10 protein-coding genes are annotated in these 12,578 nt (G+C 64.5%); 7 read left to right on the forward strand and 3 right to left on the reverse strand.

Annotated features, from left to right (window positions below; all coding sequences use genetic code 11):
* Nucleotides 1-238: 238 nt before the first annotated feature.
* The 4 genes from QTI66_RS16175 to QTI66_RS16190 all read left to right on the forward strand — a co-directional run bounded on the left by QTI66_RS16175 (nt 239) and on the right by QTI66_RS16190 (nt 5,691).
* Entirely contained in the window at nt 239-2,110 is a 1,872-nt protein-coding gene (locus QTI66_RS16175) for a sensor histidine kinase (protein ID WP_286560814.1), read from the forward strand.
* Nucleotides 2,107-2,730: a response regulator transcription factor gene (locus tag QTI66_RS16180; RefSeq protein WP_286560815.1), complete on the forward strand. Its 624-nt coding sequence runs from the start codon at nt 2,107-2,109 to the stop codon at nt 2,728-2,730. Before QTI66_RS16175 ends, QTI66_RS16180 begins: the two co-directional genes overlap by 4 nt.
* Complete coding sequence (locus QTI66_RS16185; RefSeq protein ID WP_286560816.1) at nt 2,723-3,112, forward strand: hypothetical protein; 390 nt, start codon at nt 2,723-2,725, stop codon at nt 3,110-3,112. Before QTI66_RS16180 ends, QTI66_RS16185 begins: the two co-directional genes overlap by 8 nt.
* Before the next feature lie 113 nt (nt 3,113-3,225).
* Nucleotides 3,226-5,691: an arylsulfatase gene (locus QTI66_RS16190; RefSeq protein ID WP_286560817.1), complete on the forward strand. Its 2,466-nt coding sequence runs from the start codon at nt 3,226-3,228 to the stop codon at nt 5,689-5,691.
* A 105-nt stretch (nt 5,692-5,796) separates the two neighbouring features.
* Here QTI66_RS16190 and QTI66_RS16195 read toward each other — a convergent pair whose 3' ends face one another.
* Entirely contained in the window at nt 5,797-6,651 is an 855-nt protein-coding gene (locus QTI66_RS16195; protein ID WP_286560818.1) for a hypothetical protein, read from the reverse strand.
* A 363-nt stretch (nt 6,652-7,014) separates the two neighbouring features.
* Here QTI66_RS16195 and QTI66_RS16200 point away from each other — a divergent pair, with 363 nt between their 5' ends.
* The 3 genes from QTI66_RS16200 to QTI66_RS16210 are packed head-to-tail and all read left to right on the forward strand — an operon-like array spanning nt 7,015 to nt 8,711.
* Nucleotides 7,015-7,401: a response regulator transcription factor gene (locus QTI66_RS16200; protein WP_286560819.1), complete on the forward strand. Its 387-nt coding sequence runs from the start codon at nt 7,015-7,017 to the stop codon at nt 7,399-7,401.
* 34 nt (nt 7,402-7,435) lie between these two features.
* Entirely contained in the window at nt 7,436-8,239 is an 804-nt protein-coding gene (locus tag QTI66_RS16205; RefSeq protein WP_286560821.1) for a DUF2092 domain-containing protein, read from the forward strand.
* Between the two features lie 19 nt (nt 8,240-8,258).
* A complete protein-coding gene (locus QTI66_RS16210) occupies nt 8,259-8,711 on the forward strand; it encodes a DUF6515 family protein (RefSeq protein WP_286560822.1) in 453 nt (150 codons plus the stop codon).
* 361 nt (nt 8,712-9,072) lie between these two features.
* Here the strand turns inward: QTI66_RS16210 and QTI66_RS16215 are convergent, their stop codons facing one another.
* Entirely contained in the window at nt 9,073-11,271 is a 2,199-nt protein-coding gene (locus tag QTI66_RS16215) for an Ig-like domain-containing protein (RefSeq protein ID WP_286560823.1), read from the reverse strand.
* A gap of 193 nt (nt 11,272-11,464) precedes the next feature.
* Nucleotides 11,465-12,571, reverse strand: a complete 1,107-nt coding sequence (locus tag QTI66_RS16220; RefSeq protein WP_286560824.1) for an NHL repeat-containing protein — start codon at nt 12,569-12,571, stop codon at nt 11,465-11,467.
* Nucleotides 12,572-12,578 lie beyond the last annotated feature (7 nt).

Genomic DNA, 12,578 nt, shown 5'->3' on the forward strand with positions numbered 1-12,578 from the left:
TCTGATGAGGTCATTGTGTTGAGGGCCTCCCGCCTCCACCGGTCTTTGAAGTCAATTCGCTGGTCTCGCCGGTGCGAGGGAATAGGCCAAATTAGTCGCCTCAAACGAAGCAAAATTGGTTACTGTCGGCGTCTTCGAGAAAAACATCCCGCGTCGATGGCATCCGCCCATCGAACGGACAAGCCGCATAGGGTTTCGCAATGTCGAAGCGTCTCCGCCCGAGGGCACGATCCATCGAATGCACGTGCGGCTGAAGCTCGTCCTGCTCTGCCTCTTGCTGGTGGCCGGTCATGCGATGGCGCAGAACGGGCGCTATGTGCTGGTGCTGTACTCCAACGGCCGGCTGGTGCCCGGCAACGTCGAGGTCGAGACGGGGCTGCGGAACGCCATCGCGCGCAGTGCCGAGCGGCCCGTGCAGATCAACACCGAATTCCTGGACGTGCCCCAGTTCGTCGGCGCAACCTACGAGCGCATGATGACGAACTACCTGCACGACAAGTACGCGCCCGAGAGTGCGCCGGCGGTCATCGTCGCGGTCGGCAGGGATGCGCTGGATTTCGTATTGCGCCAGCGCACGCAACTATTTCCTGATGTGCCGGTCGTCCACGCCGCCGTCTTCGCGACCTTCCCCAAGCCGATCGGGCCGCTGCCCGAGGACGTGGTGGGGGTGCCGATCGAGTACGACATCATCGGCTCCATCGAGCAGGCGCTGCATTGGCATCCCAAGGCCACGCAGCTGTTGCTCGTCACCGGGTCGACCGTGCGCGACCGCGACTGGGAGAAGTTGCTTCGGGAAAAGACCTCGTCTTTCCAGGAATCGGTGAAGCTTGAGTTCCTCGCCGGCGTTCCAACCGCCGAGCTTCTGAAACGCCTGAAGTCGCTTGACGCAACCTCCCTGGTGTTCACCCCCGGCTTCTACCAAAGCGGCGACGAACTCTGGACCACGCCGCGCGACGCGGTCCAGATGCTGGCGCAGGCGTCTGCCGCTCCGGTGTACGGGCCGTTCAGCACGCTGATCGGCACCGGCGCGGTCGGTGGGCGCATGCCGCGATTTGCCGACATTGGCCAGCAGGCAGGCCAGATCGTCAACAGCCTGCTGGACGGAACCGCGCCCGCGAAGCTCCAGCTTCCCAGGGTCATGCCCAACAGGCTCATCGTCGACTGGCGGCAAACGCAGCGCTGGGGCATCAGCGATGCCGACGTTCCTGCCGACGCGGTGGTCGAGTTCAGGCAACCCACCTTCTGGGAGAGCTACCGCACCGCCGGCATCCTGGGGCTCGCAGCGATCCTCCTGCAAGCCGCGCTCATCACGGCGCTCATGCTCGAACACCGTCGCCGGCTCAAGGCCGAAATCGCGCTTGCACAGCGCGGCGCCGAACTCGCACACGCATCGCGCCTGGCGATTGCCGGTGAACTCACGGCGTCGATCGCGCACGAGATCAACCAGCCGCTGGCTGCGATCCTGTCGAACGCCGAGGCCGCCGAACTTCTGCTCAAGTCAGGCCGCCTGGGGCCGGACGAGATGGGCGGCATCCTGGCCGACATCCGGCGCGACGACTTGCGCGCGAGCGAAGTGATCTCGCGCCTGCGAACGCTGCTGGCCAGGCAGGTTGTCGCGCGCCAGCCGCTGGACCTCAACGCGGCCATTGTCGAAGGATGCGAAATGCTGGAGGCAGAGGCGCGCCGGCGCGCGGTGAAACTGGTGGTGCGCACGGGTTCGGAACCTGTGCATGTCGTCGGCGACTCCATCCAGATCCAGCAGGTTCTCATCAACCTGGTGCTGAACGGCATGGACGCGATCGGCAACTTGCCCGAGCGGCGGCGTACGCTGGTCGTATCGACCACCCTGCGCGGCAATGGCGTCGAGCTTGAGGTCAGCGACCACGGTGAAGGCGTCGCACCCGAGAACTTGCCGAAGCTGTTTGATTCATTCTTCAGCACCAAGAGCCGGGGCATGGGCCTGGGCTTGTCGATCACGCGCACCATCGTCGAAGGACATGGCGGGCGAATATGGGCCGACAGCACGCGCGGCGTGGGCACCGTGTTTCATGTCGAACTGCCGAGGTTTTTCAAGACCAGCCCGGCGCCTCAGGAGCAAGCATGGGCATGAAACCCGTCATTCATGTCGTCGACGACGACGAGGAACTGCGCGTGGCGTTGTTGCGCCTGCTTCATGCGGCCGGGCACGATGCGCTCGGCTACGCATCGACAGGCGAGTTTCTCCTTCATGCGCTGCCGCCGGACCACGCGGGCTGCCTGCTGCTGGACGTCAACATGCCCGGCCCCTCGGGGCTGGAGTTGCAGGACGTCTTGCAGCAACACGGCTGCCACCTGCCGGTGGTCTTTCTCACAGGCCGCGGCGATGTGCCTTCGAGCGTGCGCGCGATGAAGGCAGGTGCCTTGGACTTCCTGCAAAAGCCCGTGCAGCGCGACGTCTTGCTCGCGGCATTGGAGCGCGCATTGGCGCAGGACGCGGCGAAGCATGCCATGCGGGACGAGGCGCAACAGTTGCAAGAGTTGTTCGCGAAGCTCACGGCGCGCGAACGCGAGGTCTTCGATCGCATCGTTGCCGGCAAGTTGAACAAGCAGATTGCCGATGAGCTCAAGACCAGCGAGCGCACCATCAAGGCGCAGCGCGCCCAGCTGATGGTCAAGCTGGGTGCAGAGTCCGCGGCCGATCTCGGAGCCCTTGCCGAGCGCCTGCGGCGAGACGGAGCCAGCCATGCATAGCGCCACTTTCAACCGGATCGGAAAGCTGCTGGCTTTTGCCGCGGTCGTCGAGATCGTCACCGGCCTGGCCGTGCTGGTGGTTCCTGCCCTGGTCATCCGCTTGCTGCTGGGCGTGGAGGCGGCCGGGGTCGCGCTCGCGATGGGCCGCGTCTTCGGCATCGCGCTCATTGCGCTGGGGCTGGCCTGCTGGCCCATGCGCTGGAAGCCGCAGACCGCCGGCGCTTCGTGGCGTGCCATGCTGGCCTACAACGCCATGATTGCCTTGTATCTCGCGTGGCTGGGCCTTGGCGTACACGTCGGTGGCTTGCTGCTTTGGCCGGCGGTCGCGTTGCACGCGGCAGTGGCGCTGCTGCTGGTACTCGCCGCACGCGCGGACAACTGAGGCAAGCACTTTCTTCCTTCCCTTTCGGGCAAGCGATTTGCCCGTTGGCCCAATTGCCCCGCTGCGATGCGGGTGCAACGATGGCGCGCCGCCAATCACAAGGAAGGGCCATCATGTCGAGAAGTGCATTCAGGAAATTCGCATGCGCATCGCTGTGCGTGCTCATGGCACCCACGCTCCTTGCACCTGCGATGGCGCAGGTCGTCACCGGTGACCTTGGTGCGCCCAGCGCAACGACAACCGTCGAAGGCCGACAGCTCCCTGCGCCTCCACCACCATTTGGCGGCGTCATCAAGCCCAACGCGACCGACTCGAAGACCTGGTGGCCGCCGCGCGTCGTGCCGCCCAAGGGCGCGCCCAATGTGCTGCTCATCATGACGGACGACCAGGGCTATGGCGTGAGTGGCACCTTCGGGGGCATCGTGCCGACACCCGCGATGGATCGCATTGCCGCGGCAGGACTGCGCTACACGCAATTCAATTCGACCGCACTGTGTTCGCCAACACGCGCCGCGCTGATCACCGGCCGCAACCATCATTCGGGCGGCTTCGGCGTGATCACCGAACTCTCGACGGGCTACCCCGGCTATGACTCGATCATCGGCGCGGACAACGCAACCATTGGCCGCGTGCTCAAGGACAACGGCTATGCCACCTCGTGGTTCGGCAAGAACCACAACACGCCCAGCTTCCAGTACAGCGTTGCAGGTCCCTTCGACCAATGGCCGTCGGGCATGGGCTTCGACTACTTCTACGGGTTCATGGGCGGCGAGACCGACCAGTACACCCCCTACCTCTTCCAGAACAACCGGCAGATCACACCCTGGGTCGGCAAGCCGGGCTACAACCTGACCACCGACATGGCTGACGAGGCGATCAGCTACATGAAGCAGCTGGACGCCGCGGCGCCGGACCAGCCGTTCTTCCTGTACTACGTGCCGGGCGGCACCCACTCGCCGCATCAGCCCACGCCCGAATGGATCGCCAAGTTCAAGGGCAAGTTCGACATGGGTTGGAACAACCTGCGCGACATCATCTTTGCGAACCAGAAGCGTCTGGGTGTGATTCCTGCGGATGCGAAGCTGACCGAATGGCCCGACAGCCTTCCCAAGTGGGAGACGCTTTCAGCGGACCAGAAGAAGCTCTACGCGCGACAGGCCGAAGTGTTCGCGGCCTACGCCGCCTACACCGACCATGAAATCGGCCGCGTCATCCAGCAGGTGGAAGACTCGGGCAAGCTCGACAACACGCTCATCATCTACATCAGCGGCGACAACGGCACCAGCCCCGAAGGCACCCTGAGCGGCACACCCAACCAGTACACCTCATACAACGGCGTGCTCGACTTCCCGATTGTGGAGCAACTCAAGTTCTACGAGGCATGGGGTTCGGCAGCGACGTATCCGCACATGGCGGTCGCGTGGTCGTGGGCCTTCGACACGCCGTTCAAGTACACCAAGCAGATTTCGTCGCACTTCGGTGGCACGCGGCAAGGCATGGCCATCTCGTGGCCTGCCCGCATCAAGGACGTCGGCGCCGTGCGAACCCAGTTCCACCACGTCATCGACATCGTCCCGACCATCCTCGAAGTCTCCGGAATCAAGGCGCCGGAAGTGGTCAATGGCATCAAGCAGAAGCCGATCGAAGGCATCAGCATGGCCTACACCTTCGACAAGGCCAATGCCAATGTCGCCACGCGACACAGGACCCAGTACTTCGAGATGATTGCCAACCGCGGGATCTATCACGACGGCTGGTATGCCAACACGACACCGCCGCACGGACCGTGGATCCTGAACGCCCCGCTGCCCAAGCCGGAAGACTACAAGTGGGAGCTGTACAACCTGGCCGAGGACTATTCGCAAGCCAACGACCTGGCCGCGAAGATGCCTGAAAAGCTCAAGGAAATGCAGGCCATCTTCGACCAGGAGGCGAAGAAGTACCAGGTGCTTCCGCTGAACAACGACACCTTCGCACGGGCCACCGCGCCGCGGCCCAGCGCGACGGCGGGCAAGACGGTCTTCACCTACTCCGGCGTGATGCCGGGCATCCCGCTGGCCAATGCACCGAACATCATCGGCAGGTCGTATTCGATGACCGCCGAGGTCGACGTGCCGCAAGGCGGCGGCAACGGCATGCTCGCGACCGCGGGCGGTCATTGGGGCGGCTGGGGTTTCTACATGCTCAACGGCAAACCGGTGTTCGACTACAACATGCTCATCCTGGCCCAGTACCGCTGGGCAGGCAGCGAAGCGCTCGCGCCGGGCAAGCACACGCTCGTGTTCGACTACACCTATGACGGGCCGGGCATTGCCAAGGGCGGCACCGGTGTGCTGAAGGTCGACGGCAAGGTTGTCGACACCCAGAAGCAGGCCAACTCGATCGCCTTTCTCCAGATTGCCGACGAAACCTTCGACGTGGGCATCGACACCCGCTCCGGCGTGAACGACAAGGACTACCAGGTGCCGTTTGCCTTCAACGGAAAGATCAACAAGCTGACGGTCAACCTCGGCCCGCCGCAACTGTCCGCAGCAGAAGAAAAGACGGCCAACGAAGCCGTTGCCAGGGCCAAGGACTAGGCGCGTGGCCGGCCCTGACGCGGCATATCAAGGCGACATATCAAAGCAAAAGAGCCCGGGCTGGTGCAGCCCGGGCTCTTTGCATTTTTCCTTCACGCCGTCGACTCACCAGCGGAAGGTCGCGCCCAGCATCGGCCCGTTGAAGTTGATGCTGTCGATGGCGTTGCCCGACTTCATGTCGTAGTCGAGATAGCGCCACATGCCCGTGAGTTCGCCCCACGAGAACGCGTAGCTGATGCCGGCGGCCGCCTGCCACGTGAGCCTGGACTGGCCAGTGCCCACATCGATGTAGAACGGCAGGAACCACTTGCCGGAATCCCCCAGCGCATAGCGGCCCTTGGCGCCGACGATGGCGTCCCAAACCGTTTCGCGGATCTCGGCAAAACCTGAGCGGCCGCCGGGCGAGATGGGACCAAGATCACCCGAGATGTTCCAGCGAAGCGATGGCTTCATCTGGAACATGCGCGCGCCGCCGAGCACATCCACCGTCAGCTTCGGATCGGCCGCCACGCGGTATTCGCCGGCCAATGTCCAGACGACGCCCTTGAGATCCCAGCTCAGGTCTGCGGAGGTGCTGGCAGGAATCGCGTTGTGACCGATGGTGAAATCCCGGCTGTTCTGCTTGCTGCCGCCGAGGTCGAGGTAGATGAAGTCGGTAAAGAAGCCCCAGCGGCCATTGTTGGCCTCGAAGCTGCCCATGAATGTGAACTTCAGGCTGTCGAGGATCTTGTCGGCATTGACGTCGATGGACGCGCCGCCGGTGCTCGTCGGAAAGCTGCTCGACCCGCCCAGACTCGGCAAATAGCCGTACACCGACAGCGCGAAGCGCCAGGCGTTTGGATCGGCTGTGCTGGACTGCGCCGCCGCCATCGCCGGCACGAACGCCGCCGCTGCGAGCAACCATTGCGAGGTCCGGACGCGCGAGCGCACCGGATGCTTCATGTCGAAGTTGTTTGCCACCACCTGCTGCTCCTTTCGAAACGCCTTCAAGGAATTGGCTCACCGTGAAACGGTTGATCGCAAGCCACGCCTCGCCCCCAGGCGGTCGGCTGCTTGCCGCAGCATGGTGCGATGGAGCGCCTCGCCGCGAAATCCGGTTGAAGGGCAATCGCCTTGCCCGAAAGGGCAGACACGACTTGCACTTCCCTTTCGGGCAACCGATTTGCCCCTCACCCCGGTTTCGCTGCGAGCGCGAGCGGGCAATGATGGGACTCGGCGCTTTCGTGCGTCGCGTCACAAGGAAGGTCAAGCCATGAACGATCGCTCCCGGCATGTTGTGCAGGCCGACAGCACCTGACGCTGCAGTCGCCTTCGGCCCTGTCGATGACCCCCTCCCCCAGCGGAACCGTACTCGTGGTGGACGACGACGACAGCATGCGACAAGCCATCGAACGGCTGCTCAATGCCTCCGGGCTGACGACCAAAGGCTATCCGTCGGCGGAAGCCTTGCTGGCGGACGGCCCGGGTCAGGCGGCCGCCTGCATCGTCAGCGACTTCAAGTTGCCGGCGATGTCCGGCCTGGACCTGTTGACTGAATTGCGCGCGCGCGGGCACCGCGCGCCCGTCATCGTGGTGACCGCTCACGACGCGCCGAAGCTGCGCGAAGAGGCCATGCGCCGCGGCGCGTCGGCTTACCTGGCCAAGCCATTTCGCGGAAGCGACCTGCTCGCCGCCATTGCAACGGCCGTGCAATCGCCAACGGCAGGCTGATGCCGGCGGCGCTTTAACCTGGAGGACATTTTTCATGAAGCTCATTCCCCGAAAGGCCAGCCATCGGCTGGGCCACGCACTGCTCGCCGCCTCGGTACTGCTGGGGGCGCCGGGTGTGTCCATGGCACAAGACAAGCCTGCGCCCATGGCCGCACCCGCCAAGGACTTCAAGGACAACCGGGCGCTCGCCCTTCTCAAGGGCATGAGCGACACGCTGGCCGGCGCGAAGACGCTCAACTTCAAGGTGCGCGGCATCGTGCCGACGCCCGCACCGACGGGGCAATTCGTCAGCCTGTACGCGACGTCGAGCGTGACGATGCAGCGGCCGGACAAGCTCTTCGTGGCGTCTCGCGGCGATCTCTTCCCGAGCGACACCTATTACGACGGCAAGATGGTCACCGTCGTGGCACGCGACAACAAGTTCTACACGCAGCGCGAGGCAGCGGGCGGCGCCATCGAAGCGCTCATGAAGAGCGTGCAGCCCGCATCCGACGCCACTGCGCCCTTCTTCGACCTGCTGGTGACGGACCCCTATGCATTCCTGACGAAGGACTTCACCAGTGCCCTGTGGGTCGGGCAAACGCTCATCGCCGGCGTCAAGACCGACCACCTCGCATTCACGGCGCCGGGGCTGGACTGGGAGGTCTGGATCGGCATGGCGGACAAGTTGCCGCGCTTGATGGTCGTGTCGTACCGCTCCGGCGAGCGACAGCCCACGTTCACGGTCGAGCTGTCGGACTGGAAGCTCGGCGCGCCGGTTCCGGCAAAGACATTCGTGGCGAGCATTCCGAAGGACGCCATCAAGCTCGAGTTCAAGCAGATCGGTGAAGCCAAGTAGGCGCGCAAAGGGGCATGCCATGAAACACATCAGGAACCTCACCCTCGGCGTTGCCATCGCGGCCGCAGGGCTCATTCCCTTGTCGAGTGCCAACGCATGGGTCGCGGCCGCAGGGGGCTATCGCGGCGGTGCCGTCGCAGTCGGCGGCTTCCATCCGGCTTACCGGCCCGCCGGCTGCTACGGCTGCGGCGCGGCCGTCGGCGCAGTCGCCGGCATGGCGGTGGGCGCGGCCGTTGCGAGCGCGGCGCGTCCTGCGACCGTGGTGGTTGCCCAACCGATGCCCGTCGTCGTGGAGCCGCCCCCGTACGCTGTCGTCGGCAACGTACCCCTGGGCAGTCAGGTGGCAGCCCTGCCTTCGGGCACCCAGAGCATGGTGGTCAACGGCGTCACCTTCTACCAGCACGGGCCGACTTGGTACAAGCCCTATTTCGGATCCAGCGGGGTCTACTACCAGGTCGTGCCTGCGCCGTAGCGGCCTCTTGGCATGCACCAGGACCGCACCCAGGACCGGTCGTGGTGACTTGCCGCCGTTCGTTGGCCAAGGAGACTCTGACGACCAGGCCAAGCGCTCCGACGGTTGGCCAGTACGCGTCGACCCATTCACGCAGGCGCGCCTCGGCGCCAGGGCCCGGATCACTCGACTTCCCGCATCGACAAAAAGGGAGGGCGTTGCGAATGGCCGTAGACCGGTAGCTTGCAGTCATCTGTGGCGATCGAAGACCGCTTCCCGGCACTTGCGGGGAGCGCCAGAAATGAGCCGACCGCTCGTCTTCCCTGTCATGCGCTTGCCGTCGCAAGGTCAGGCGAACCGCGCTGCACACGCGTGCTGCCGTTCAGGGCGGGGTCGGAAAGTTCCGCACCTCTGGCAAGGGCAATGCAATGGGCATCTCGAACAGCGGGCCCGCACCGTCCGGGTCGATGACGGTCGCACCATCCGATGCAAAGAACAGGGCCATCTGCGTCTGTGCCGCAACGGCAAAGGGCGCGCCCGCCGGGTCGCCGATGTTGGTGAGGAAGGTGTGCGGGTTCAAGTCAACGGGCTCTCCCGTCGCCGGAAAGGCCAGGTCCTTGCGGAAGTACATGGCGCGGTCCGCCAGGTCACCCGCGCGAAGGATGGCGGTTGTCGTCGGGTTGGGAACCGTGAAGTCACCTTTCATGAACTGCACGATCACCGGCTTGGCGCCGTGGCCTGGCAATGGTTGCTTGCGAAGGTACGGCGCATAAGCCACCGGATTGCCGGTTTGCTGCACCCACGCGCTGTGGTCGAGCACCACCTGGATGGCCGACGCGCCCGGTATGTCGTTCAGCAGCGGCGGCTCGTTGCGCAGCGGAATGGCCTCGAGAAAGTCGATCCGTTGAGATGGCGGGAAGGGTCTGTTGCCCAACGGCGGGCTGCGGTGCACCAGCATGATTGCACTGAAGATCCTGAACGCGCCAAGGCGCGAGACTTCGCTGAGCGAGCCGCCAGGCACGTTCGGAACTCCGGCCCTCACGGCCCCCTCCACCGCGAGGAAGATCGTGCCGTAGATCCCGCCCAGGGACTGCCCCGCGTAGTAGATACGGTTCCTGTCGATGTCGACCGAGCCATCGCCTTCCACGTCGATCCCCTGCTGGATCTGCCGCACCAGTTGCATCAGGTCGATCACCGTTTGGCGCAGCCCGTCCCGCTCGGCCACGATCGCCACGGGGGCGACCGGGCTCAGGCCTTCTGATTCATCGATCACGCCGTTGCCGTCCACATCGGCGCCGCGACCGCCGGAGGGCAGCACAACCCCCAAGCCGCCGGCCTTGGGCACCACGTTGATCGTGCCCAGCGGGCCGCCGCCGTGGCCCACGGCGCTGATGGCGATCGTGGCGATACCCTTTGAAGCGAACACCGATGCCACGGCCCACGGCCCACCGAACATGCTGTCGCCGAAGCCATGGCCGAAGATCGCGACCGGCCAGCCAGCCGCCGGACGTGCGCCGCTCGGCAAAAACAGTTCCACCACCAGATCATTGGACGACAGGGCCGCTGGATGGCCCAGCAAGGTGCCGGCCGCAGGAATGATCCGGTCCGCGTTCTGGTAGTTGGGTGAGCGGAAGGTACCGAAAGCGACGCGGCCGACCGCGCCCGGCACCACCTGCAGCGCTTGCGTTGGCACATCCACCGTCGCGAAATACGCCGGGATGCTCACCTGCCGGTTCCATTGGATGCTGCCCAGGTCCGCCACCGGAAACGCGGCACGTGTCGTGCCGCCGTTGCCAATCATGAAGTTGATGGGCGCGGGGTTGGAGCGCCGGATCTGCTCACGAATCTTGACCAGGTCCGCGCTGACGCTCTGGGTGGTGAAAAGGCTCACCGCAACGACGCGATGGCGACCGGCCCGAACGGCGCGTTCTGCCCCCTGCAGCGTGCCCTGAAAATCCAGCAGGTCGCGGTCATTCGCGCCGCCACGGCCCCACGGCAGGGCCGGCCGGGAGAAGGGTGCGCCTGCGATGGGATCGCCCGCCGTATCGTGAATGCCATTGGTGATCACCAGCACATAGCGCGAATGTTCCTGCAGCAGTTCATCGGACTGGACCACCAGCGTCTTGTTGGCAACGTCCCAGGACACCTGGTTGATACCCACCTTGTCGCCAAACCCGCGGCCGGACAAGGTGTCGCCCAGGCCCACCAGGTACAGCGTGTCGCTGTTGACCGTGGACAGGTCGATGTCGCCCGTGAACGGCACCGTGATGCGCGGCTGCATGTTGAAGCCATCGAGCGTGTTGAGCACGTCGATGTCCTGGCAATCGCTCACCAACCCGGTGCAGTCCGGCTTGGGAAGATTGACGCGTTTGAACGTGTTCTGCGTCCAGTCCGGGCGGGTGAACCGGTCGCTGGGGAAGGGACTCGTCGTGGGACTGGAGAAGTCCATCTTCACGCTGACGCCAGCGGCCCCTGCAAGCATGGGTACCGCCGCCAGCAGGGCCAGCGCGGTCAGCCGGTGAACATGTCGAACGCCAATGGAAAAGCTGCGTTCCGCCAGGAACGAAATTCGAGCCTGCATGAATTGACTCCTGCCGAACTGTGGTGGGGGAGTACTACAGGGAGAAGGCACCGGACACGCGTCGGCTGCGAGGGAGCGCCGAGGGCTTTATATCGTCTTCCAGCAAGCAGGGACAGCGACGGCAACCCCCCTGACGGCGACACAACCATTGCGTGATGATCCCGGTTCGACCACCTTCATCGTACGGCCCGTCTCATGGGGCGGGCACAAAGCGTTGCAACCGCTTGCCCGTATCCACTTCGGCGGTGTACAGGTTGCCCTTCGAGTCGATCGCAATGTTGTGCACCCAGTGGAACTGCCCGGCCATCCGGCCATTGCGTCCGAATGCGGATACCTCGGCGCCCGTCTCGCGCGACAGGACATGCACCTGGTTGTTTGCGCCGTCCGCTACATACATGTAGCTCTGCTTCGGGTCCGGCGACAGCACCATATCCCAGACCGATCCGATCAACCGGGTGTCTTTTGCCAGGAAGAACTCGCGCACGAACTCGCCGGACTTGCGAAACACCTGGATGCGGTTGTTCTCGCGGTCGCAGACATACACCAGGCCATCGTTTGCCAAGCGCACGCAATGCACCGGACTGCCGAACTGCTTCGACGGCGGCGCAGCCGGGTCGTAGGTCGTTTTGGTGTCGTCCGGCTTGTTTCCGTAGGCGCCCCAATGGCGCTTGTAGGCACCCGTGGTCGCATCGAACACGATGACGCGCCGGTTGCCGTAGCCGTCGGCTACGTACAGCTCATTGGCCGCCGCATCGACTTCCATGTGCGCGGGCTTGCCAAGCAGTCGGGTGTCATTGCTGCCACCGGTCTGGCCGGCCTTGCCGATCTGCAGCAGGAACTTTCCATCGGCCGTGAACTTCAGGACCTGATGGTCCTGGTCGGCATTGCCGGCGATCCAGACGTTGTCTTGTTGGTCGACGTAGATGCCGTGCTCGCGCTTGGGGAAATCGAAGCCGGTGCCCGCCATTCCCCAGGACCGAAGGACCCTGCCATCAGCGTCGAACTCGACGACGGACGGCGCCGGCACGCAGCATGCCGCACGGGGCGGATTGAACGAAGCAGCCTTTTCGTCATCCGTGAAGCTGCCCGGCCGGTGGATGATCCAGATGTGGTCGTGCTTGTCGACTGCCACACCTGCCACAGCGCCGAACAGCCACTTGTCAGGTAGCGGCTTGGGCCAGTAGGGGTCGACGGCGTAGCGCGTGGCAGGCGGCGTGCTGCCGATGCCCGTCGATGCGCAAGCGGACAACAACAGCGACGTGAAGCCCACCATCAGGGCCACGGGAAGGCTCGCCAGCATCGAGTTC

It is taken from the genome of Variovorax brevis, assembly GCF_030317105.1.
GTDB classification, from domain to species: Bacteria; Pseudomonadota; Gammaproteobacteria; order Burkholderiales; family Burkholderiaceae_C; genus Variovorax; species Variovorax brevis.